Source organism: Ruegeria sp. CDSB136 (genome assembly GCF_059610965.1).
Genome location: NZ_JBXWOP010000012.1, coordinates 68869 through 91167 on the forward strand (window position 1 = coordinate 68869; position 22299 = coordinate 91167).

General features: G+C 56.8%; 20 protein-coding genes and 1 pseudogene. 11 read left to right on the forward strand and 10 right to left on the reverse strand.

What is annotated here, in order from left to right; genetic code table 11:
• Positions 1-146 precede the first annotated feature (146 nt).
• The 4 genes from AC2FIR_RS13910 to AC2FIR_RS13925 all read right to left on the reverse strand — a co-directional run bounded on the left by AC2FIR_RS13910 (position 147) and on the right by AC2FIR_RS13925 (position 3926).
• The gene (locus tag AC2FIR_RS13910; RefSeq protein WP_170807551.1) at positions 147-602 is read right to left on the reverse strand and encodes a YaiI/YqxD family protein; all 456 of its coding nucleotides are present in this window, start codon (positions 600-602) and stop codon (positions 147-149) included.
• Positions 599-2056, reverse strand: coding sequence for a Si-specific NAD(P)(+) transhydrogenase (gene sthA / locus AC2FIR_RS13915; RefSeq protein WP_170681244.1), 1458 nt, complete (start codon positions 2054-2056; stop codon positions 599-601). The genes AC2FIR_RS13910 and sthA overlap by 4 nt, the downstream gene beginning before the upstream one ends.
• A 3-nt stretch (positions 2057-2059) precedes the next feature.
• Positions 2060-2893 (reverse strand): S-formylglutathione hydrolase, encoded by an 834-nt coding sequence (fghA, locus tag AC2FIR_RS13920; RefSeq protein WP_496746256.1) that lies wholly within the window; start codon positions 2891-2893, stop codon positions 2060-2062.
• Positions 2894-2996: 103 nt separating this feature from the next.
• Positions 2997-3926, reverse strand: coding sequence for an AEC family transporter (locus AC2FIR_RS13925; RefSeq protein ID WP_496746257.1), 930 nt, complete (start codon positions 3924-3926; stop codon positions 2997-2999).
• Between the two features lie 206 nt (positions 3927-4132).
• Here AC2FIR_RS13925 and AC2FIR_RS13930 point away from each other — a divergent pair, with 206 nt between their 5' ends.
• The 7 genes and pseudogenes from AC2FIR_RS13930 (at position 4133) to AC2FIR_RS13960 (ending at position 11569) form a co-directional block, all read left to right on the forward strand.
• A complete protein-coding gene (locus AC2FIR_RS13930; RefSeq protein ID WP_170611340.1) occupies positions 4133-4750 on the forward strand; it encodes a TetR/AcrR family transcriptional regulator in 618 nt (205 codons plus the stop codon).
• A gap of 287 nt (positions 4751-5037) precedes the next feature.
• A complete protein-coding gene (locus tag AC2FIR_RS13935; RefSeq protein WP_496746259.1) occupies positions 5038-6621 on the forward strand; it encodes an ABC transporter substrate-binding protein in 1584 nt (527 codons plus the stop codon).
• A 70-nt stretch (positions 6622-6691) separates the two neighbouring features.
• On the forward strand, positions 6692-7786 hold the full coding sequence (locus tag AC2FIR_RS13940) for a M24 family metallopeptidase (protein ID WP_496746261.1): 1095 nt from the start codon (positions 6692-6694) through the stop codon (positions 7784-7786).
• Positions 7786-8732: pseudogene (locus AC2FIR_RS13945) on the forward strand (ABC transporter permease subunit). The gene AC2FIR_RS13940 and the pseudogene AC2FIR_RS13945 overlap by 1 nt, the downstream one beginning before the upstream one ends.
• The gene (locus tag AC2FIR_RS13950) at positions 8732-9634 is read left to right on the forward strand and encodes an ABC transporter permease subunit (RefSeq protein WP_496746263.1); all 903 of its coding nucleotides are present in this window, start codon (positions 8732-8734) and stop codon (positions 9632-9634) included. The pseudogene AC2FIR_RS13945 and the gene AC2FIR_RS13950 overlap by 1 nt, the downstream one beginning before the upstream one ends.
• A gap of 4 nt (positions 9635-9638) precedes the next feature.
• The gene (locus AC2FIR_RS13955; RefSeq protein ID WP_170807559.1) at positions 9639-10616 is read left to right on the forward strand and encodes an ABC transporter ATP-binding protein; all 978 of its coding nucleotides are present in this window, start codon (positions 9639-9641) and stop codon (positions 10614-10616) included.
• Entirely contained in the window at positions 10613-11569 is a 957-nt protein-coding gene (locus AC2FIR_RS13960; protein WP_170807560.1) for a dipeptide ABC transporter ATP-binding protein, read from the forward strand. Before AC2FIR_RS13955 ends, AC2FIR_RS13960 begins: the two co-directional genes overlap by 4 nt.
• 4 nt (positions 11570-11573) lie before the next feature.
• Here the strand turns inward: AC2FIR_RS13960 and AC2FIR_RS13965 are convergent, their stop codons facing one another.
• The 4 genes from AC2FIR_RS13965 to AC2FIR_RS13980 form a co-directional block, all read right to left on the reverse strand.
• Positions 11574-12254: a GntR family transcriptional regulator gene (locus AC2FIR_RS13965; protein WP_496746266.1), complete on the reverse strand. Its 681-nt coding sequence runs from the start codon at positions 12252-12254 to the stop codon at positions 11574-11576.
• 179 nt (positions 12255-12433) lie between these two features.
• On the reverse strand, positions 12434-13060 hold the full coding sequence (locus tag AC2FIR_RS13970; RefSeq protein ID WP_480492074.1) for a class II aldolase/adducin family protein: 627 nt from the start codon (positions 13058-13060) through the stop codon (positions 12434-12436).
• Positions 13057-13716 (reverse strand): class II aldolase/adducin family protein, encoded by a 660-nt coding sequence (locus tag AC2FIR_RS13975; protein ID WP_496762554.1) that lies wholly within the window; start codon positions 13714-13716, stop codon positions 13057-13059. The genes AC2FIR_RS13970 and AC2FIR_RS13975 overlap by 4 nt, the downstream gene beginning before the upstream one ends.
• A gap of 21 nt (positions 13717-13737) precedes the next feature.
• Entirely contained in the window at positions 13738-14511 is a 774-nt protein-coding gene (locus tag AC2FIR_RS13980) for a FadR/GntR family transcriptional regulator (protein WP_480492070.1), read from the reverse strand.
• A gap of 328 nt (positions 14512-14839) precedes the next feature.
• Here AC2FIR_RS13980 and AC2FIR_RS13985 point away from each other — a divergent pair, with 328 nt between their 5' ends.
• The 4 genes from AC2FIR_RS13985 to AC2FIR_RS14000 all read left to right on the forward strand — a co-directional run bounded on the left by AC2FIR_RS13985 (position 14840) and on the right by AC2FIR_RS14000 (position 20573).
• Positions 14840-15892, forward strand: a complete 1053-nt coding sequence (locus AC2FIR_RS13985) for a TRAP transporter substrate-binding protein (protein WP_496746270.1) — start codon at positions 14840-14842, stop codon at positions 15890-15892.
• 124 nt (positions 15893-16016) lie between these two features.
• Positions 16017-18083, forward strand: coding sequence for a TRAP transporter large permease subunit (locus AC2FIR_RS13990; RefSeq protein ID WP_496746272.1), 2067 nt, complete (start codon positions 16017-16019; stop codon positions 18081-18083).
• A 10-nt stretch (positions 18084-18093) separates the two neighbouring features.
• The gene (gene dld, locus AC2FIR_RS13995) at positions 18094-19776 is read left to right on the forward strand and encodes a D-lactate dehydrogenase (RefSeq protein WP_496746274.1); all 1683 of its coding nucleotides are present in this window, start codon (positions 18094-18096) and stop codon (positions 19774-19776) included.
• Between the two features lie 485 nt (positions 19777-20261).
• Complete coding sequence (locus AC2FIR_RS14000; RefSeq protein ID WP_480912891.1) at positions 20262-20573, forward strand: hypothetical protein; 312 nt, start codon at positions 20262-20264, stop codon at positions 20571-20573.
• Here AC2FIR_RS14000 and AC2FIR_RS14005 read toward each other — a convergent pair.
• Both AC2FIR_RS14005 and AC2FIR_RS14010 read right to left on the reverse strand, forming a co-directional pair.
• Complete coding sequence (locus AC2FIR_RS14005) at positions 20564-21400, reverse strand: alpha/beta hydrolase (protein ID WP_496746275.1); 837 nt, start codon at positions 21398-21400, stop codon at positions 20564-20566. The two genes, AC2FIR_RS14000 and AC2FIR_RS14005, sit on opposite strands and share 10 nt — an antisense overlap.
• Positions 21397-22290 carry a tryptophan 2,3-dioxygenase gene (locus AC2FIR_RS14010; RefSeq protein WP_480492060.1) on the reverse strand — a complete coding sequence of 298 codons (894 nt, stop codon included), beginning with the start codon at positions 22288-22290 and terminating at the stop codon, positions 21397-21399. The genes AC2FIR_RS14005 and AC2FIR_RS14010 overlap by 4 nt, the downstream gene beginning before the upstream one ends.
• Positions 22291-22299: the final 9 nt, after the last annotated feature.

A 22299-nucleotide genomic window follows, 5' to 3' on the forward strand; every position in this document is an offset into this window, starting at 1 on the left:
CGGTTTTCGCGCGGCGCAATTGCGTCAGAGTGACAGTTTGGGATTCCATTGTGTCACGCAGTCGGTCCGCCCAAATCCAGCACGTCGTGCCGCCTGACACCACAGAGAGAAGCGCGTTTGCAACGTGGCCGCACCCAGCAAGGGCACTAACTCCTGAGTGCTGCACGCAACTCACGTTCCAGCGCGTCCAGAAACCGCGACCGGTCCGCTTTTCCAAACGGTTTTCCGCCGCCTCCCGAACCCAGGGGATTGGCGGCCCGCAGATCCGCCATCAGGTCCCGCATGGCAAGTTGCTGCCCGATATTGGCGGCAGTGAGCGCTTCGCCATTGGGGCGCAGAACCCGTGCGCCTGCTTCAACGCATTTCGCAGCCAAAGGAATGTCTGAAGTGATCACCACATCCCCCGGCCCGCACCGTTCGGCGATCCACTTGTCTGCCTCGTCGGCCCCTTCGGCGACGATGACGATCTGCACCAAGGGGTTCGCCGATGGACGAAGTCCGCCGTTCGACACCAGCGCCATGGGCACCTTGTGCCGCGTGGCCACTCGTTCAGCCTCAGCCTTTACGGGGCAGGCATCGCCATCGACGTAAAGGGTCGTCACGCCTTTGTTGCCTCTTTCTTGGAGGGTTCAGTAGATTTCTTACGGACCTTGAACTCTTCGGGGATGGGCATCCGGTTGAACGCGTCCAGACCGGCGATCTTGTAGGCCTCGGCCAGCGTCGGATAGTTGAACGTGTTCTGAACAAAGTAGTCCACCGTGCCTTTCAGGTTCAGCACCGCCTGTGCGATGTGGATCAGTTCGGTCGCACCTTCCCCGACGATCTGAACCCCCAGAACCCGGCGGGTTTTCAACGAGAACAGCATTTTCAACATGCCATGCTCGAGCCCCATGATATGCCCGCGCGAAGTCTCTCGGAATCGGGCCACGCCGACTTCGTAGGGAATACCGCGTTCCTGCAACTCTTCCTCGGACATGCCGCAGGTGGAAATCTCGGGAACAGAATAGATGCCGTAAGGATACCAGGGGCTTTCCGGCAGTGTGGGCGTCTCGAGTGCGTGACAGGCGGCGACGCGGCCCTGTTGCAACGAGGTTGAGGCCAGCGACGGATGCCCGATCACATCGCCGGTGGCATAGATATGGGGCACAGCGGTCTGATAGGTTTTCCGATCCACTTCAATCCGGTTGCGATGGTCGGTTGCCAGCCCAACCGCGTCCAGATTAAGGGCCGAGGTCGCGCCCATGCGACCGGCGGCAAACAGCAGCATCTCGGCCCGGACGTGGCGTCCATTGTCCAGCGTGATCTCGACATGCCCGCCGGCATCCTCGATCTTTTCGACCGCCGAACCAAGACGAAGATCGACACCGTTTTCGCGAATCTGATGGGTGAAGTCGTGAATCAGGCGCTTGTCGATGAAGTCGAGGAACGTCTCGCGCGGTTCGATCAGCGTGACACGCACGTCCAGAGCCGAAAACATGGTGGCGTATTCCACACCGATCACCCCGGCGCCGATCACGCAGAGTGAACGTGGAATTTCGGCCATCTCCAGAAACTCGTCGCCATCGACAACCGTTCTGCCGTTGAAGGGAACGTAATCGGGGCGATATGTTTTGGTGCCTGTGGCAATCAGAAATTTTGCGGCGGTCAGTCGCGTTGTTTCACCCGCGTCGGTCGCAACTTCAAGCTCGTGCGGGCCGATGAATTTCGCCAGACCGTTCAGGGTCTCCACGTGATTGCGGTTGAACTGGTGCTCCAGCACATCGACCTCGTGGTCCAGTGTCATGTGCAGCCGCGCCTTCAGATCCTCGGCGCGGATCTGGTCCTTGACCCGGTAGGAGCGCCCGTAAAAGCTGCGCTCGCGCCAGCCGGACAGGTTCAGAACAGTTTCGCGCAAGGTCTTTGACGGGATTGTTCCAGTGTGAACGGAAACACCTCCCAACCGGTCCTTGCGGTCGATCACCAGAACACGGCGTTGCAGTTTGCCCGCCTGAATTGCCGCAGCACGACCCGAAGGGCCGGACCCGATGATGATCAGGTCATAGTCAAACTTGCTCATTCCTCAGTCTCCGTACAGGGCCTCGGCATGGAAGGTGATGTGGTCTTCCATGAATGTGGACACGAAGAAATACGAATGATCATAACCAGGCTGCAGGCGGCAGATCGCCTGTTGACGGCGCTCGGCGATGGCTTGCGCCAGCGTTTCCGGGCGCAGAAGATCGATGAACTGATCATCGGTTCCGGTATCGATCAGGATTGGGCCGTCAAAGCCCTTTTCCTTCATCAGCAAGGACGCGTCATGTTTGGCCCATACCGCTTCGTCATCGCCCAGATAAGCGCCAAGCTGCTTGCGGCCCCAATCTGCGCCAGTCGGGTTGGAGATCGGTGCAAAAGCCGAAACCGACCGGAACCGGCCGGGCAGATTCATCGCCAGCGTCAATGCGCCATGCCCGCCCATAGAGTGTCCGGTGATGGCTTGCCGGCCGCTGTCGATGGCGAAGTTTTCAACCAGCAGGGCGGGTAGTTCCTCGGCAACGTAGTCCCACATGTTGAAATGCGGTGCCCATGGGGTCTGGGTTGCGTTCACGTAGAAACCCGCGCCTTGGCCCAGATCATAGTCTTCGTGATCTGCGACGCCTTCGCCCCGGGGTGATGTGTCAGGAAATACCACGGCAATGCCCTGTTCCGCGGCCCAGGCCTGCGCACCGGCCTTGGTCATGGCGTTTTCGTGGGTGCAGGTCAGGCCAGACAGATACCACAGGACAGGAACCGGGCCGTCCTTGGCCTCGGCCGGCAAAAACAGCCCAAAGGTCATGTCACATTTGCACGCGGCTGAGGCATGGCGATAAACGCCCTGTACGCCGCCGAAACAGGCATTCTCGGAAAGGGTTTCCATCAGGTATTGTCCTCGTATTGGGTTCGACCCATGGCTAACGGTCACAGGCCCTGCCGTAAAGTGCAGGTGCCTTCGGCGAGAGTATTTTTCGAAAAGGTGAAGATCAGAGAGTGCCCACCCAGGCAATGACAAGCGGTATCGTCAGGATGCTGGTAATCGTCGACAACAAAATCGCGGCCGAGGCCCGATGCGGTGCGACCCCATAATGGGCTGCCAGCATATACACGTTGCCTGCAACAGGAAGGGCGCCAGCGGCGATTGCAACCGAAGCGGGGAAGGCGGCGACAGGGATCAGCCAGATCAGGGCAATGGCCACGCAGATCGGATGCGCAATCAGTTTGCAAAAGCTCAGCCAGGCGGCGATTTGCACGCGTTCGGCCGATTTGCCCGCCAAAGATGCGCCGATGGCAAACAACGCACCCGGTGTCGCCGCACCTCCGAGGATTGTCAGGAAGTCATTCAACGGCGCAGGCACGGGGACCTGCAGGGCTGACCATATCAAACCGGCAGAGATCGACACGATCATCGGGTTTTTCAGAAGACCCATGCCGATCAGTCGAAGGGTTGCGGGTTTCAGCGCACCGTCCCGTCCGCCATTGATCAGGATTACGATCAGCGACGAAAACACCACAAGGTCGACCGTCAGGACCAGCATGACAGGGCCGATCGCGGCCTGCCCGAACATCATCGCCAGCATAGGTAAACCCAGAAAGCCCACATTTCCGATGGCTGCGCATTGCGCCTCGACCGCGGCGGTCGGAACATCCAGACCACGCAGCCACGCCACAAACGTGGCCAGCAAGTAAACGGTGACAGTGCCGATCAGATATCCCAGTACCAGCCGTCCGTTGAAAATCTCGGCAAAGGGCAATGTGGCCGCAAATCGGAACAACATGGCCGACAGCGCGAAGTAGAAAACGAACTTGGTTAGATATGCGGTCGCTTCCTCGGAAAAAAACCGACTGCGCCCGGCCCAGTATCCCAGGCCGATAATCGCGAAGAAGGGCAGCGTGCGCAGGAAAATATCGACCATGGGCAGACTGGTAGCACGGATTTTCCGCGTCGCAAGCCTTCGGCGTATGAAGATCGAATTTTCGGAAAGGCTTGTTGTGCTTTTAGCGGGGAAATGGCACTCGGTTCGTTACAATTGTCGGTTTGAACCGCTTGGAAATACGAGAATCGTTGTATCTGAACTGAACGGTTTATAAATTCAGGTCAGGCACCACTTCAGGAGAAGACATGACCCAAGCCGCCACAATTCTGCGCACAGGCCGGAAATTCGATCAGGTTCTGCGCGGCGCCCGAGAGGTTTTTTTGGCGGATGGGTTCGAGGGTGCAAGTGTCGACGACATAGCTCGGGTGGCCGGGGTTTCGAAGGCAACGTTGTACAGCTACTTCCCGGACAAAAGGCTGCTGTTCATGGAGGTCGCCCAAACCGAATGTACCCGCATGGCTGATCGTGTGGTTGCGATGGTGGACGACAGCAAACCGGCAAGGGAAGTGCTGACTATCGCAGCGACGCAGCTAACCGAATTTCTGGTTTCGGATATTGCCCAGCAAATGTTTCGGATCTGTGTTGCTGAACGTGACAGGTTCCCTGAGTTGGTTCGGGCGTTTTATGATGCGGGTCCCCGAAATGGTCAGTGCCAGTTGGCGGAGTATCTTGAGAAAGCGGTGTCCAAGGGAGAATTGGCCATCGACGATGTCCTTATCGCCGCCGAACAATTTTCGGAGTTGTGCAAGGTGCGGATCTGGACCCGGGCGATTTTTGGTTTTCAGAAAAGCTTCACCCGGGCCGAGATCGATGAAGTCGCGCAGCAGGCCGTTGACATGTTCATGGCGCGCTACGGGGCCTGACTTACACACAATTTCACAAAGATTCTGATGCCGACGCGGAGGTGTATTCCGCAATCCAATTTACTGAAACTGCATTTGATGTCGCGCAAAGACATCGGACTCCTCGATAGGGATAACCGGAAGGCATTTCCGGAAAACCAAGTTTGCAGCAGCCTGCCAGTTGACAATGGATATTGTATTTTGGATACATTGCTGAGACAGATCGCATCGACCTGTGCTGTCACTGAATGCTCTGACGACAATGAGCCCTGCGATTGTCTTGAGAAGTCCATTTCTGGGAGAAATTCATGAAACTCAAATTGCTGGCCGCAGCCACGGCGATTGCCCTGACGGGTGCCGTGGCGCAGGCTAACACTCTGGTCTATTGCTCTGAGGGATCACCTGAGGGGTTCGACCCGGCGCTGTTTACTGCCGGAACAACCTTTGATGCCTCTTCGCACCCGATCTATAACCGACTGCTCGAGTTTGAAACCGGCACGACAAATGTGATCCCCGGTCTGGCCGAAAGTGTCGAGGCCAGCGATGATGGTCTGGTCTATACATTCAAACTGCGTCAGGGCGTGAAATTCCATTCCAATGACGAGTTCACCCCGACCCGTGATTTCAACGCGGATGACGTGATATTCTCGTTCATGCGCCAGAAAGAAGAAAGCCACCCCTATAATCAGGTCTCGGGCGGCACCTGGGAGTATTTCCAGGGTATGGGTATGCCGGATCTGGTCGAGTCGGTGGAAAAGATCGACGACTATACGGTGAAATTTACACTCTCCAAGCCTGAAGCGCCGTTTGTGGCCAACATGGCGATGGATTTCGCCTCGATCCTGTCGGCGGAATATGCGGACGCGATGATGGCGGCCGGGACACCTGAAAAGCTGAACACAGCGCCCATCGGCACCGGACCGTTCTCGTTCGTGGCCCATCAGAAGGACGCGGTGATCCGTTATGCTCAGAATGCCGATTACTGGAAAGACCCGGCTCAGGTCGAAAACCTGATTTTCGCAATCACTCCGGACGCGTCGGTAAGCTATCAGAAACTGAAAGCGGGCGAATGCCACGTGATGCCGTATCCGAACCCTGCCGATATTCAGGCGATGAAGGATGACGCCGACATCAACATGATGGAGCAGGAAGGTCTGAACGTTGGTTATCTGGCCTACAACACCACCATGGCGCCGTTCGACAATCCGAAGGTGCGCAAGGCGCTGAACATGGCGATCGACAAGCAGGCGATCATCGACGTGGTCTTCCAGGGCTCGGGCCAAGCGGCCAAGAACCCGATCCCGCCAACCATGTGGGGCTATAACGATGCCATCGAAGACGACGCCTATGACCCGGAAGCGGCCAAGGCGATGCTGGAAGCTGAAGGCGTGTCTGATCTGTCGATGAAGGTCTGGGCGATGCCTGTGCAGCGTCCCTACAACCCGAATGCACGTCGTATGGCCGAGCTGATCCAAGAAGACTTTTCCAAGGTCGGTGTGGACGTCGAAATCGTGTCCTACGAATGGGGCGAGTACCTGTCGCGCTCGAAAGAGCTGAACCGGGATGGCGCGGTTCTGCTGGGTTGGACAGGTGACAATGGCGACCCGGACAATTTCCTGGCCGTGCTGCTGGGCTGTGACGGTCGCGAAGCGTCCAACCGCGCACAATGGTGCCACGAGCCCTTCGAAGAACTGATCCAGAAAGCCAAGCAAAGCACTGATCAGGCCGAGCGTTCCAAACTGTACGAAGACGCGCAGGTGGTCTTCAAGGATCAGGCGCCGTGGGCAACCATCGCACATTCGGTTGTCTACATGCCGATGAGCAACAAGGTGCAGGGTTACAAGGTGCACCCGCTGGGCGGCCACATCTTCTATGGTGTGAGCGTCGAATAAACCACCACTCACTTGTCAGAGCCGCCCGATTTGGCGGCTCTGGCTTTCTTGCTATTGGAGACTGGCCGGAATGCCGGATTTGTCCGAATACAGCCAACTGGCACGCGATATGTCAGTTGATGCCGTGGCGCTGGTGCCCGGCCCGAATTTCACCCGCGCGCTGGGCAAGGCTTTCATGAGTCACGAACGCCCCTTTCTGGTTGTGATCCCCGCAAACGGTGAACCGGCAGCTATCGTACCCAACCTTGAACTTGGTTCGTGGGAACTGGTCGGATTTGATGGCGCTGTGTACGACTGGTTCGATCAGACCGGTTATGATGGTGCTTTTGCGGCGCTGGCCGATCACATGCCGCTGTCGTCCGTGGCGGTGGAAGGTCAGGTCATGCGAGTGTTTGTGTCCAAAGCGCTGACCCGCGCAATGCCGAACCTGAAGATCGTGGATGGCGAGCGTGAGATTTCAGGGTTGCGGATCGTCAAGACCGACGATGATATCGCGGCTTTGCAGGCGGCCATTGATGTTTCCGAACGCGCGTTGGAGCAGGTCATCGCGAATGTGCGCATAGGCCAGACCGAAAAGCAGGTTGAGCAGGCGCTGATACAGGCATTGTTCGCCGAAGGGGCAGAGTCGCTGGCATTCAACCCAATCGTGGCAGCCGGGGACAATTCGGCCCGTCCGCATGGCAAGGCGCGTGCGGATTACAAGATACAGTCAGGAGATGCGCTGCTGTTCGACTTCGGGGCCCGCAAGCGCGGCTTCGCAGCGGATATCTCACGTACTTTTTTTGTGGGTGAGGTCTCGGACGAGGGCAGGGCGGTTTATGACACTGTGCTGCGTGCAAATCTGAAGGGTTTCGAAATGTGCCGTCCAGGCGTGACCGCTCATGACATAGATGACGCGGTAATAGGCGTGCTTGAGGCTTCGCCATTTGCCGACCGTATCCGCACAAAGACAGGCCACGGGCTGGGTCGCGATGTGCATGAGGCCCCCTATATCATGCGCGGCAACGATCAGGTGATCCGTGCTGGCATGGTGTGGACCAATGAGCCGGGGCTTTATGAACTGGACAATTTCGGTGTGCGCATTGAAGATGACGTACTGGTGACGGATGACGGTTGCCGGTCATTGACCAGCTTTCCCAAGGATCTCAGAATCATAGGTCGCTGATGTTTGGCTATCTTCTCACCCGTCTGGGTATGTTCATCCCAACCTTTCTGGGTGTGACGCTGATTTCCTTCATGTTCATCCGGGTTCTTCCGGGCGATCCCATCATTGTCATGGCAGGTGAACGCGGCATGACCGAGGAACGCTATCAGGAAATGGTCGAGAAGCTGGGCTGGGCGAAAGCTTTGTCACCAAAAAACCAGTCTGGGATGAGTTCTTTGCCCTGTTCCCGGCAACTCTGGAATTGTCGCTCTGCGCGATGATATTTGCGGTTGTCCTTGGGCTGCCGGCGGGCGTTATTGCGGCGGTAAACCGGGGCAAGTTCTTTGACCGGGCACTGATGTCCTCGGCTCTGGTGGGTTATTCAATGCCCATCTTCTGGTGGGCGCTGCTGCTGATCATCGTTTTTTCCGGCAATCTGGGCTGGACACCGGTCTCGGGGCGGATTGATCTGCTGTATTACTTCCCAAGTGTCACGGGGTTCATGCTGATCGACAGTCTGTTGTCCGGTCAGTCGGGTGCGTTTGGATCAGCCGTGCGACACCTGATCCTGCCGACGATCGTTCTGGGTACGATCCCCCTGGCGGTGATTGCCCGGCAGACAGGTTCCGCGATGCTGGAAGTTCTGGGCGAAGACTATATCCGAACGGCTCGTGCCAAGGGTCTGTCTCCGGCTCGGATCAACGGGCTGCATGCCTTGCGCAACGCATTGATTCCGGTGGTTACGGTGATCGGTCTGTCCGTCGGCACTTTGTTGGCCGGTGCGATCCTGACCGAGACGATCTTTAGCTGGCCGGGTATCGGCAAGTGGATGGTCGACAGCATTTTCCGCCGTGATTATCCGGTGGTGCAGGGCGGTCTGCTGATGATTGCGGTGATCGTGATGCTTGTGAACCTGCTGGTCGATGTCCTTTACGGCATCATCAACCCCAAGATCCGGAGGCGGTGATGGCCGAGCTTCCCGCACCCCAACCCAAATCCGAAAGCCGCCCCAGCGCACTGCGTGAGTTCTGGTATTATTTTAGCGAAAACCGAGGCGCGGTCATCGGTTTGTGGGTCTTTGCCGTCTTTGTCTTTTGTGCAGCGTTCGCGCCCCTGTTGGCCCCGTATGACCCGACCGAGCAATTCCGCGAACACATCCTGCAACCTCCCGCCTGGCAAGAGGGCGGTAGTTGGGCTTTCCCGTTGGGTACAGACCCACTCGGCCGGGACATGCTGTCACGGTTGATCATGGGGTCACGTTATTCCTTCTTTGTGGGGATTGTCGTGGTCTGTGTCGCAGTGTCGGGCGGGGTGATGATCGGATTGCTGTCAGAGTTCGCACCGAAATGGGTGGACACTCTGATCATGCGGGTGATGGACATCATTCTGGCCTTCCCGTCATTGCTGTTGGCTCTGGTTCTGGTTGCCATCCTCGGGCCTTCGCTGACCAACGCGATGATCGCCATCGCCATCGTGTTCCAGCCGCATTACGTGCGGTTGACCCGGGCTTCGGTTTTGGCGGAACGCCAGAAAGACTATGTCACTTCCGCCCGGGTGGCCGGAGCGGGAAAAGCGCGGCTGATGTTCATCACGGTGCTGCCCAATTGCCTTGCGCCGATCATCGTGCAGGCGGCGCTGTCGTTTTCAACGGCCATACTGGATGCGGCCGCTCTTGGCTTTCTGGGCATGGGCGCACAGCCGCCAACACCGGAATGGGGCACCATGCTTGCCGAAGCGCGCGAATTCATTCTGCGCGCTTGGTGGGTGGTAACTTTTCCGGGTCTGGCCATCCTGATCACGGTACTTGCCATCAACCTTATGGGCGATGGGCTGCGCGACGCGCTGGACCCGAAACTGAAACGGAGCTGATCGCATGAGCCTTTTGCAGATCCGCAATCTGACAGTGGAATTCGCTACCGCCTCGGGCAAGTTCCGTGCCGTCGACGGTGTCGACCTGTCGGTCAACAAGGGCGAGTTGCTGGCCATCGTGGGTGAAAGCGGTTCTGGCAAATCGGTGTCGATGCTGGCGCTGATGGGCCTGTTGCCGTGGACAGCGACAATCACGGCTGATGAGATGAGCTTTGAAGGGCGCGATCTTGTCGGTATTTCGGCCCGCGAACGGCGCAAGATCATCGGCAAGGATATGGCGATGATTTTTCAGGAGCCAATGTCATCGCTGAATCCTTGTTTCACGGTCGGCTTCCAGATCAAAGAAGCGCTGCGCATCCATCTTGGACTGAATCGCAAGGAACGGCACGAACGCGCGATCGAACTGTTCGATCAGGTGGGTATTCCCGCTCCGGCCAGCCGTCTGAACACGTTTCCGCACCAGATGTCCGGTGGTATGAATCAGCGTGTCATGATCGCGATGGCCATCGCTTGTAAGCCCAAGCTTCTGATTGCGGATGAGCCGACCACGGCGCTGGACGTGACCATTCAGGCGCAGATCCTCGATCTGCTGGTCCGGTTGCGGGACGAGCAGGACATGGGGCTGGTCCTGATCACCCACGACATGGGTGTGGTGGCAGAAACCGCCGAGCGGGTTCAGGTTCAATATGCCGGGCAGAAGGTCGAAGAACAGCCGGTGGGCGATCTGTTCCGCACGCCGCGCCACCCCTATACTTCGGCTTTGCTGAGCGCTCTGCCTGAACGGGCGACGTCCAAAACGCTGCCAACAATTCCCGGCGTGGTGCCGGGGCAGTTCGACCGGCCCAAGGGTTGCCTTTTCGGCCCGCGTTGCCGTTTCGCCGACGAAACCTGTGTCCAGACACCCCCGACACCGCATAGTGACGCATTCGGCAAGGCGAGATGCCATCATGTCGAAAAGATTGCAGCCGGAGAAATCGCATGACTGCACCTATCGTACGGGCGACCGCGCTTGCGCGTTTCTACACCGTCAAGGGCGGGCTGTTGTCCAGACCGGCAACGGTCAAAGCCTTGTCTGGGGTCGATTTTGATCTGAAACCCGGAAAAACACTGGCCGTTGTCGGCGAATCGGGATGCGGCAAGTCAACTCTGGCCCGGCTGGTAACGATGATCGAAGAGCCGACTTCGGGAAGTCTGACAATTGATGGGATCGACATAACACCGTCGAAATGGGCGCAAATGCGCGAAACGGTGCAGATCGTGTTTCAGGATCCATACGGCTCCTTGAATCCGCGTCAGAGGATCGGTCAGATCCTTCAGGAGCCATTGATCATCAACCGGCCCGATATGTCCGCTGCGGATCGCGAAGCCAGCGCGCGGAAAATGATCGAGATGGTTGGCCTGCGACCAGAGCACTATGATCGTTATCCTCACATGTTCTCGGGTGGTCAGCGTCAGCGGATCGCCATTGCCCGCGCATTGATGCTGAACCCCAAGGTTCTGGTGCTGGATGAGCCGGTTTCGGCACTGGACGTTTCCATTCAGTCGCAAATCCTGAACCTTCTGGTGGATTTGCAGCAGAGGCTGAACCTGGCTTACCTGTTCATTTCTCACGACCTTTCGGTTGTCAGGCATTTTGCTGATGACGTGATTGTCATGTATCTGGGCCGTGCGGTCGAAAAAGCCCCCAAAGAGCAGCTGTTCGCCGCCCCGCGTCATCCCTATTCCAAGGCGCTGTTGTCCACGACACCCCGGGCCGACCCGGATGCCCGCAAGGAAAGGATCAAGCTGGAGGGGGAACTGCCGTCACCGATGAACGTTCCAAAAGGTTGCGCATTTGCCCAGCGATGCTGGCTGGCAACTGACCAGTGCCGAGCGGCTCCACCGGGTCTGCGCGGTACTGACCATCAGGTCGCCTGTCTTTATCCTTTGTCCTGATCTGTCAGCGGTCTTCGGCTGCACGTCTGGCCACGACCATTTCCAATAGCTGATCCTTGGTGCGCTGAATATGTCTGGTCAGCAGATCGCATGCTTCGTCTGCGCGACCTTCGCGTGCAAGAGACAACAGCTGCTGATGGTCCTTTTTGGCGGGCTCGCGCTGTTTCATGACGCTCAAATGCAGGCGGACATAACGGTCTGACTGACGATTGACCCGTTGCAGAATTTCGTTCGTCAACCCACGCCCCGCGGCGGCGTAAAGGGCCATATGATATTGATAGTTCAGGCTGCCCCACCGCCCGACATCATAAGCGTCATAAGACTTTTCCATCTCATCCAGCAGTTTTTCGCATTTTGAAAAATCAGCGTCGGTCAAATGTGGAATCGCGCGCTTGAACAAATCGACCTCCATCAAAACGCGCAGGTCGAAGATTTCACCGATCTCGGACAGGGAGTGCGTTGTAACGGACGCGCCCCGGTTGTTGGTCAACTGCACCAGCCCTTCGGCATCCAACCGTTTCAGTGCTTCGCGAATGGGCATGCGGGATACGTCATATTCTTCCGCCAGCGCTTCCTGCCTGATGGTTTCACCCTCGGCCATTTCCCCGTTCAGTATTCTTTCGCGCAAGTCGTTGGTGATGACATCCGGCAGGCTTTGTCTTGAAATTGCGCGCGTGTTGGGCATTGAGTGATCTCGAGCTTGGGTGGCTTTGTATCCAAAATACAAAAACGGGCGCTGAATTTCAAAGAGGTTTTGCGGCCCGTTGTTCCGGTGCCAACTGGTTGGCCACTGGAGGTGGACGATAAGATGGTCACAAACAACAAGGTTGAAACCCTCACCTTTGCTGGCGGGCTGCCGGTGGTTCAGTAACCTTTGGTCAGAATGGAATAGAGCCCTTGACGGTGTCGCGCGGCTGCGGCGTCTTCTTCGTTCTTCAGGCGGCCTGCGGCCATGTCTTGCTCGGCGATGGGGATCTCGTGCACCGGCTGGCCCGAAGCGCGCGCCAGTAAAAAGGCTTTAGCGCATTTTTCCAGCAACTCGGCGTTCAGCAACAACCTTTCAAGGCCTGTTCCGAAGCAAAACGTAGTATCGTTGCAGACAAAGGCGTTGTTTTGTCCTGCGATAGCAGGGATCAGAAGGTTATCGTCGCTTGAGATGCCGAGACAAGGAACAGAGCGTCCCAATCGGATCATCTGTTCATCGAAAACTGAGGGCATTGTGGCGCGCATCTCATGCATGGCGCGGGTCCAGATCAGATCGAACTGCAACACCGCGCCGACATCGGGACGCGCCGCGTAGATACGCGCATGCGTGGTTCCGGATGCTTCGATTTCGCTGCGACTGAACGAGCCGTCCGTATGTACGCTGACCGTCGCATTCTCGTCAGGTACCCGCATCGACATCATGTCGCCGGATTGCAGCAAGCCTTTGGCCGCCAAGCGAGACGCAGCCAACTGCAATTGATGTTCGACGTCCACATTGCGGGTCATGACGTGAGCCCTTGTTCGTGGACCATGCTCAGTGTTTCAGATACCAACTGACGAGTCATCTCAGGCAATTCATTGGAATTCCGGATCAAAGCAGCAAGGTATTGCGCGGCGGCAAATTCGATCGCAGCCACCAATTCCGCGCCTTTTTCCAGAGATGAGGCCGAAGCGATGACACCATGGCTGGCAAGAAGGTAACAAAACACATTCGGGCGCAAAGCCTGTTTCAAGGCGTTTACCAGTTCTTTGGTGCCGGAGAACTGGTATTCCGCGAGCCCGACGTGATCCCCGTGCAGATCTGTTTCCGTGCCTTCTGGCCACTCAAGTCGCTGATGCAGCAGTGCAACGGCACTTGCCACTGGTTGATGCGTGTGAATGCAGGCTCGGCGGCCGGGGAATGCATGGTGCAATTGCGCGTGCATCGCTTTTTCAATGGAGGCCGGTTTGGTTCCATCCACTTGTTCCAAAGTATCCAGCCTCAGCACCGCGATGTCTTCCGGTGTCAGCGACGGATATTCCGTAGCGGACGGTGTGATTGCAAATAGTTCATCACTCAGACGCAAGGAGGCATTGCCGCCGGTGCCCGCAAGATACCCTTCACCGGTTAGGTGCAAACAGGTTTTGATTACCGATTGGCGTTGCTGCTCGAACTCAACCATATCCGCTCTCCACTGGCAGGCTCAGGAGGAAAACTGACGGCGCTTCGCGGCCCTGATTTCCCGGGCCTGTTGTTCCTGCCCTGTCCGAAACGACGTTTCCACAAAGTCCATATGGTTTCGCGCGGCGGCCTCGGCCCTGTCCGGGTCGCCATCCAGAATAGCCTGCGCAATGTCCTTGTGCTGTTGCAACAGCACTTCTCCGGTCCCGTCCATCGTGCGCAAAAACCTTCGATTGTAGAATACGCCCTGGCGCGTCAGATCGTAGATCGAGGCCATCATATGAATAAGGGTCGTGTTCTGGCTGGCGTCGACCACGGCGGTGTGCAGGCGAAAATCAGCTTCCTGGCTGGCGTCGGTATCATCTTCCTCCCAGGCTTTCTGCATTTCCGCGATAATGTCCGAGATGCGTTCCTTGTCGGATTGTGTCGCGCGCTGCGCCGCAAGCCGGCTGGCAAAGGCTTCCTGTTCGCGTCGGTACTCAAGATAGTCATAAAATGCGCCGCCATGACGGGCGTAAAGCGACAGCAGTGCGGGCGACATCGCCCGTCCGGTCAGAGGCGCGATAAATGTCCCTTCGCCGTGACGGACAGTTACCAGCCCCTGTTGCTCCAGAGTTTGCAACGCTTCCCGCAGTTTTGGGCGCGATACGCCCATCGCTTCTGCAAGGTCCCGTTCCGATGGTAATCTGCGCCCTTCCTTGAGGATGCCGTCGACGATCATCGTCTCGATTTGTTCGACCACCGCGTCGGCGATTGATTCGTGGCCGACAGGTTCAAAAGGCCCGCTGGTGCTCAATTCTTTTCCTCGCTTGCCGGAAATCACAAAATTCCAGTTGTCTTTAAAATTTACCACTGTACGTCTGTAATGCAAGGAAAAATACCCAATAATACGGATGGGTGTGAGCGGCGTATATCTCTGTAAAATTTAGAAAATAAACTTTCTTGATTAATTGCGGCTTTTCGAAAGCGAATAATCGCCTGAGCTCGAAAACGGAGAATGTGGCGCCAAGAGGTAAATAAAATTGTTGACTGAATAAAGTGGTCAACAATATTTACCTCATATGCCGCCACTGCGGTGAGACCGGTCAGATCTGATGGCTGACCTGCACTTTGGAGGAGTACACATGAAAACCACCCTGACCTCGCTCGCCGTTGCGGCCTCGCTTCTGGCCGCACCCGCCGTTCAGGCCGCTGACAAGATGTTGCTGAAAACCCCGATTGCGTTTTCCACGGCGCTTCCGGGCCTTGGCTCGCCGATCCCGCGCGTGGCCGAGCAACTGGACCTGATGTCCGGCGGCACTTTGAAAATGAAAGTTTATGAGCCGGGAAAGCTGGTTCCGCCGTTTGAAATTCTGGACGCCGTATCCTCGGGTAAGATCAATTCGGGCTACACCACGGCCGGGTACTGGGCTGGCAAAATCCCCGCCGCTCCGCTGTTCTCGGCCGTGCCTTTCGGCCCGGAAGCCGGCGAATACATGGCATGGCTTTACTATGGCAACGGGCTGAGCCTGTATCAGGAGATGTATGATCAGGCCGGATTCAACGTCCATGTCATCCCCTGCGCGATCATTGCACCGGAAACCTCGGGCTGGTTCGCAAATGAAATCAACAGCCCCGAAGACCTGAATGGCCTAAAGATGCGCTTCTTCGGTCTGGGCGGTGAAGTCATGCAGAAGCTGGGCGTTGCCACGTCGCTGCTGCCTGGTGGTGAGATCTTCCCGGCACTGGAAAAAGGCGCGATTGACGCGACTGAATTCTCGATGCCTGCCATCGACGCGCGTCTGGGGTTCCACAAACTGGTCAAGTACAACTACTTCCCCGGCTGGCACCAGCAGGCGACCGTGTTTGAACTGATGATCAACAAGGATGTGTGGAGCGAAGCCAGCGATCAGCACAAAGCGATCATCAAAAACGCATGTAAGGCGTCGATGGCGGACAGTTTTGCCGAAGGCGAGGCGATCCAGCACGCAGCACTGATCGACAACGTCGAAAACAACGACGTGCAGATCAAACAGTGGAACGACGAGATGCTGGCCACCTTCCGCACCACCTGGGAAGAGGTTGCCGCCGAACAGGCCGCTAATGACGAGTTCTTCAACAAGGTTCTGACCGATATGAACGAATTCCGGGATGGCTATGCCGTATGGAAAGAAAACGCGTTCCTCCCTCGCAAGTGACCTGAGCACTTGCGCCTCCCTGGGGGCGGCTTATTTCGCCGCCCCCACCTTTCCCGACTTTCGTCATTTCCAAACTGATACGGGCGAATTCCCGCCCCGAAGCCTGCATCTTTAGGAGGAGACCATGGCTGAGACCAAGCGGACACATCACGACCCGATCGAAATCTACGAGGACATTCTTGAACACGATGAGCCTGACCGTCAGAAACTGGCAGTCGCCGTTGACGATGTGGTCAAGACCGTGGGTCACGTGGTCATGTGGGCCAACCTGTTGCTTGTTGCCGCCATCGTTTCGCAGGTAGCCCTGCGCTATCTGCTGAACCAGAACTACCCGAAGCTGGATGAAATCCAGTGGCATTTTTACGGTCTGGTCACGATGATCGGCATCTCTTATGCGCTGGTCACGGACAGCCATGTGCGCGTGGACCTGCTGCACATGCAACTCAGCCAGCGTGCCCGCCGGATTATCGAGATCATCGGGATCTTCGCGCTGCTGGTGCCGTTCATCTGGCTGATGATCGATCAGGGCTATGACTATTTCTATGAAAGCTGGCGTGTAAACGAGTCGTCGGACAGTCCGACTGGTCTGCCTGCGCGTTGGGTCTTGAAGGGCGTGATCCCGGCTAGTTTCATTCTGCTGGCTCTGGCAGCAGGCGCGCGGCTTATCCACGACATCCACGCTCTGTTCATGAATCTCGATGAAGAGCGTCAGGGCAAGGGCCTGCGTCTGATCATCTGGGCGCTCTTGGGCTTCGCCGTCGTGGCGACCGCGCTGACCTTCCTGGTCGAGACGACTGAGGAAAAGCTGGTCATCGCCATGTTCCTGACCTTCATCGCGCTGCTGTTCACCGGTTTCCCGGTGGCGTGGACGCTGGCTGGCGTCGGGGTCGCGTATTGCGGACTGGCCTATCTGTTCGACAACGGAATGATGAACTGGACAGGTCTTGAGGAAACTCTGACCGGACTGGATTACCTGACGTTGGGCGCTGTGGTAAACCGTGTCTACGCCACTATGTCGAACGCGGTTCTGGTGGCCTTGCCGATGTTCATTTTCATGGGCCTGATGCTGGACGAATCCGGCGTGGCCGAACGGCTGATGTCTTCGATGCAGCGCCTGTTCGGCACGGTGCGCGGCGGGCTGGCGATCACGGTGACGATGATTGGTATCATTCTTGCCGCCTCAACAGGCATCATCGGTGCCTCCGTAGTTTTGCTGGGCGTGCTGTCTCTGCCGTCGATGATGGAGCAGAAATACAGCCCCTCGCTGGCCGCCGGTGTGGTTAGCGCATCAGGCACGCTGGGTATCCTGATCCCGCCCTCGATCATGCTGGTGATCATGGCGGACCAGATGGCCCTGTCAGTTGGCGACCTGTTCATGGCCGCGGTGTTCCCCGGCGTGATCATCGGAGTGTTGTATCTGACTTATATTTTTGTGATCGCCCTGATCAAACGCGAAGTCGCTCCAGTGCCCGAAGGAGCGACCCGCCCGGATTGGGCGGCGGTCAAGGATGTGCTGATTGCTGTACTGCCGACCCTTGCCCTGATCCTTGCCGTTCTGGGTTCAATCTTTGCGGGCCTGACCACACCGACCGAAGCCTCGGGCGTGGGCGCATTGGGTGCGACGCTGCTGGCGCTGGGATATCGCAAACTGACGCTGGCAAAACTGATCAATGTTCTGAAAGCTACGTTCAACACCACCGCTTATATCTTTGCGATCTTCCTGGGTGCGACGGTGTTTTCCTATGTCCTGCGGGAACTGGGTGGCGATGCACTGATCGAAGACATGATCCACGGCACGGGTCTTGGCCCCAACGGCACTGTCTTCATGATCCTGTTCATCGTTTTTCTTCTGGGCTTTGTTCTGGATTGGATCGAGATCACCCTGATCGTTCTGCCCCTGATGCGCCCCATTGTGAACGGGCTGGGTCTGGATATCGAAGGCTTTGGCGTCATCGACGAACCGGCGCTGGTATGGTTTGTGATCCTTGTCGCGGTCACGCTGCAAACCTCGTTCCTGACGCCGCCCGTGGGGTTTGCACTGTTCTACCTGAAAGGCGTGTGCCCGCCTGAAATCAAGTTGACCGACATTTACAAAGGCATCGTTCCTTTTGTGATCCTGCAGTTGACCGGCCTGTTCTTCGTGTTCCTCTGGCCGCAACTGGCCACGTGGCTGCCTTCGGTGGCTTACTGAGGAGTTCCGGATGACCGATACCGATCTGATCAAGCGCTTTCAGGCCATTTGCGGGCGGCGTCATGTGCTGACAACCGCCCGCAGCACCCGCCGCTTTCGCCGGGGATTCAGATCGGGGGAAGGGGACGCGCTGGCGGTGGTGCGGCCCGCCACGTTGCTGGAACAATGGAAGGTGCTTGAGGCCTGTGTTGAGGCGGACAAGATCGTCATCATGCAGGCGGCCAACACCGGGCTGACCGAAGGCTCCACTCCAAAGGGGCGCTATGATCGCGATGTTGTGCTGATCAACACCCGCCGGATGGACGGCCTGCATCTGATAAACGAAGGCAAACAGGTTATCAGTTTACCCGGCTCGACCCTTTTCGCACTGGAAAAGTTGCTGGACCCGATCGGACGGCAACCGCATTCGGTGATCGGGTCGTCCTGTATCGGTGCGTCGGTTGTCGGGGGCGTGTGCAACAACTCGGGTGGGTCGCTGGTCGAACGTGGGCCATCCTATACTGAACTGTCGCTATATGCGCGTATTGCGCAGGATGGAACGCTGGAGCTGGTCAATCATCTGGGCATCCACCTGGGCGACAGGGTCGAAGAGATTCTGACCCGCTTGCAACAGGGCGACTTCGGGCCAGGCGATACCGAAACCGACAACCGAAAAGCCTCGGACACAGACTATGCCCGGCGCGTAAGGAATGTCGACGCGGATACACCGGCGCGCTTCAATGCCGATAAATCGCGGCTCTACGAAGCGTCCGGTTGCGCGGGGAAACTGGCTGTCTTTGCAGTCCGGCTGGACACCTACCCGAAGAACGAAATTGAGCGCACGTTCTATGTTGGTGCAGAGGAAACCGATGTTCTGACCGAACTGCGACGCCATATCCTGTCAGACTTCAAGACCTTGCCGGTCAGCGCTGAATACATGCACCATGAGGTTTTCGATATCTCGGACCGATACGGCAAGGATACCATGGTTATGATCGACAAGCTGGGAACGGACCGGCTGCCGACTTTCTTTGCCATCAAGGGTGCCGTTGATGCGCGACTTGAAGGTATTCCCGGACTGGCAAATTTCACCGACCGATTCATGCAGTTCGCGATGCGATTCTGGCCGGATATCCTTCCGCAGCGGATGCGCGGGTTTCGCAAGCGATACCCGCACCACCTGATCCTGAAAATGCGCGACGGCGGTATCGACGAGGCCCGTGTTCTGCTCAGTGATATGGTGGGTAAGAAAAAGCTGAACTTTTTTGAGTGTGATCCGCGTGAAGCGAAAATCGCGGGCTTGCACCGTTTTGCAGCGGCTGGCGCCGCCATTCGTTACATGAAGGTACATGCGCATGAAGTTGAAGACATCATTGCGCTCGACATAGCGTTACGCCGCAATGACACTGACTGGTTCGAAGAATTGCCGCCGGAACTGGCAAAGCAACTTGTGGGCAAGCTTTATTATGGTCACTTCATGTGCCACGTTCTGCACCAGGACTATATTGTGAAGAAAGGTGCTGATCCCAAAGCGATCAAAGCCGAGATGCTTAAGATCCTCGACCGCCGCGGCGCCGAATACCCGGCCGAGCACAATGTTGGCCATCTGTACCCCGCCAAACCCGATCTGGCTGATTTTTACAAATCTGTGGATCCCACGAACAGCATGAATCCGGGGATCGGCAGGATGTCCAGGAACAAGCACTATTCCTGATCCAGTTTCCAATGTTCTGCACACAGATGCCCTTAAATGTTTCGGGTATCAGCCTTTCTGTGCTGTAAAGCCTGTCAAACCAGACCCTGAGCGTTTCTGGACAACTCGACTTCAATCTCAGGTTTCGGTTTTCAAAGAGATTTAGGTCCTAATGTGGTCTTTGGTCCGCTGGAGGAACTGACGTGAATTGCCGGTTCACAAGGCACGGAAACAGTCAGCATCCCGGGAAATGCTGGCGCAACAGAGGCAATAGACGTCGTTCTGACGTTTAGGCAAGTTGGACAAACCCATCACTATTCACTTGTTGAGACATTGAACTTTAGAGAGGAAACTGAAGTGGCACGATAATTGTTCGTGATTTAAGTCCTCCTCGTCGCGGTGGTTGGCCTCGGACTGATGCCCGATCTGTAAGACGCACAATATGGTCTTACACCTGTCAATTTCGGGGCGGTACAGAAGGTGCGCGGAAGCTGTCGCTGCCCCTGATGGTGGTGCTGGTCCTGATGACCATGTCGCTGACAAAGCGGCGGAAAGAAGACTATCCGACCGACGAACCGGAAGGCCGCAACGACGTGCGTATTCCCATCTCGCAAACCAAGCCAACTCCGCGAGAGTCAACCGTGTCACAACGTTTTGCTTCGCCTTTCGGCACCGTCATATTGTCGGAAAACCGCCACGAAAACGTGCTGGAACGGATGTTTGGCGAGGGCATGCCGGAAGTGCTGCCACGCAATTCACGGGTCCCGGCAGTGGGTGTCTATGAGATTAAGATGCCTTTATCCTGCTGCTATACCTGAGTTCTGGGTGCCGGGAAGAAGCTGTTTGGATGCATAATAATATCGAAATGGTGCATCCCCTTTTGCACGTCAAATGATACATCCCGACCGGCCTTGCGTAGTAGCGCAGCAAAATCCCGGCTTTGCCGGATAAATTCGCGTGTATCACGTTCGGCGACTGTGACGCGGGTGCGAACATCCGCCGGTGGCAGGTGATGGATCGGTGACAGGCTGAGGATATCGTCGTCGGTCAACTGCAGGGGGTTGTTGACCGATGTCTGCGCGATCGGCTCCAGATCATAGATGCCGCTGATCAGAACCAGGTCTCGGATCACCAAACCCGCCTGCTTCATTTCTTCGCCAAAGCGGTTCAGTGCCATTGCTGCCAGATGCGCCCCGGCACTGTGGCCGGACAAAGTGATCCGGCCGGGGTCAAACCCCAGTTTCTCGGCCCGTTCTGCAAGCCACAACAGCGCCCGGCCGCATTCCGTGATCATCTCGTCCAGACGCGCTTTGGGGGCCAGTGTATAATTCAGTGTTGCAAAGGCCTGACCCGCGCGAACCAGCGGCTTCGCGACCAAAGCTGACTCACGCTGGCTGAGCGCCTGCCAATACCCGCCGTGGATGAAAACGTGCAGCGGTGCGTTGGCTTTGCTTGCGGGAAAGAAATCTAAAACATTGGACTCGAGGTCCCCATATTTCTGGTATTCCAGCACTTCCAGCTCGACACGTGCGGCTGCACTCATATCCGCATAGGCCGCCAGATAATGAGAGATATCTCCGCCAACCATGACACTTGGCGAGTATTGTCTTTCCAGCTCGTCCGGGGAAAACCCGTGATAGGTCACTTCTTTTCTCCGCCCGCATAGAAAAGCTCGGAACGCATGTCGTACAAGTCGTGGAAGAACTTGAGCTCCAGCGCCTTTTTCAGGAAGGCGACACCGCTGGACCCGCCTGTGCCCGGTTGCATTCCGATGACCCGCTCAACGGCTGTTGCGTGGTCAAAGCGCCATCTTTGGAACAGTGTTTCCACATCCATCAGCTTTTCAGCCAGGGCATATAAGTCCCAATACTTGTCTTTGTTCCTGTAAACTTCGACCCAGATTTTCACAATGCGCGGATCACCCGCATATGGCTGGGAAAAATCACGTTCGACAAGGTCCTGCGGAACATCGAAGCCCTGACGCGCCAGCATCATGATGACCTCGTCGTACAAAGACGGCTTGGTCAACGCTGCGGTCAACTCCTCCATGACCTCGGGGTCGTGTGCATGAACCTTGAGCGTTGAGGTGTCCTTGTTGCCCAGAATGAACTCGATCTGGCGATAGCCATAACTCTGGAAACCCGATGAACTTCCCAGCGCATCGCGGAACGTCATGTAGTCTGCCGGGGTCATGGTCAGCAGCGTTTCCCAGGCCGCAATCAGCTGACGCTGGATTGCCTTGATCCGATCAATGTTCTTGAGAGCGGGACCAAAGGCGTCCTGGCGCAGAAAACGTCGGACTTCCACAAGTTGGTGATGCATCAGTTTCAGCCAAAGCTCGCTGACTTGGTGAATGATCACAAACAACAGCTCATCCGGTTCCGCAGGGTCCTGAAAAGTCTTCTGAATGCTCAGCAGGGTCTTGAGTTCCAGAAAGTCTCCATAGCTGCTGCGGTGCTTGGTTGCGAAATCGGTAACCAGAGTGTCCTCGATGCCGCGCTTCAAAAGCCGCTGGTCCTTTTCGTCACTTACCATTTTTGATCT

Excerpts from the sequence above, each read along its gene's own strand:
- sthA (WP_170681244.1), bottom strand. The coding sequence starts at position 2,056 with ATGAGCAAGTTTGACTATGACCTGATCATCATCGGGTCCGGCCCTTCG.
- fghA (WP_496746256.1), bottom strand. The coding sequence starts at position 2,893 with ATGGAAACCCTTTCCGAGAATGCCTGTTTCGGCGGCGTACAGGGCGTT.
- AC2FIR_RS13925 (WP_496746257.1), bottom strand. The coding sequence starts at position 3,926 with ATGGTCGATATTTTCCTGCGCACGCTGCCCTTCTTCGCGATTATCGGC.
- AC2FIR_RS13930 (WP_170611340.1), top strand. The coding sequence starts at position 4,133 with ATGACCCAAGCCGCCACAATTCTGCGCACAGGCCGGAAATTCGATCAG.
- AC2FIR_RS13935 (WP_496746259.1), top strand. The coding sequence starts at position 5,038 with ATGAAACTCAAATTGCTGGCCGCAGCCACGGCGATTGCCCTGACGGGT.
- AC2FIR_RS13940 (WP_496746261.1), top strand. The coding sequence starts at position 6,692 with ATGCCGGATTTGTCCGAATACAGCCAACTGGCACGCGATATGTCAGTT.
- AC2FIR_RS13950 (WP_496746263.1), top strand. The coding sequence starts at position 8,732 with ATGGCCGAGCTTCCCGCACCCCAACCCAAATCCGAAAGCCGCCCCAGC.
- AC2FIR_RS13955 (WP_170807559.1), top strand. The coding sequence starts at position 9,639 with ATGAGCCTTTTGCAGATCCGCAATCTGACAGTGGAATTCGCTACCGCC.
- AC2FIR_RS13960 (WP_170807560.1), top strand. The coding sequence starts at position 10,613 with ATGACTGCACCTATCGTACGGGCGACCGCGCTTGCGCGTTTCTACACC.
- AC2FIR_RS13965 (WP_496746266.1), bottom strand. The coding sequence starts at position 12,254 with ATGCCCAACACGCGCGCAATTTCAAGACAAAGCCTGCCGGATGTCATC.
- AC2FIR_RS13970 (WP_480492074.1), bottom strand. The coding sequence starts at position 13,060 with ATGACCCGCAATGTGGACGTCGAACATCAATTGCAGTTGGCTGCGTCT.
- AC2FIR_RS13975 (WP_496762554.1), bottom strand. The coding sequence starts at position 13,716 with ATGGTTGAGTTCGAGCAGCAACGCCAATCGGTAATCAAAACCTGTTTG.
- AC2FIR_RS13985 (WP_496746270.1), top strand. The coding sequence starts at position 14,840 with ATGAAAACCACCCTGACCTCGCTCGCCGTTGCGGCCTCGCTTCTGGCC.
- AC2FIR_RS13990 (WP_496746272.1), top strand. The coding sequence starts at position 16,017 with ATGGCTGAGACCAAGCGGACACATCACGACCCGATCGAAATCTACGAG.
- dld (WP_496746274.1), top strand. The coding sequence starts at position 18,094 with ATGACCGATACCGATCTGATCAAGCGCTTTCAGGCCATTTGCGGGCGG.
- AC2FIR_RS14000 (WP_480912891.1), top strand. The coding sequence starts at position 20,262 with ATGGTGGTGCTGGTCCTGATGACCATGTCGCTGACAAAGCGGCGGAAA.
- AC2FIR_RS14010 (WP_480492060.1), bottom strand. The coding sequence starts at position 22,290 with ATGGTAAGTGACGAAAAGGACCAGCGGCTTTTGAAGCGCGGCATCGAG.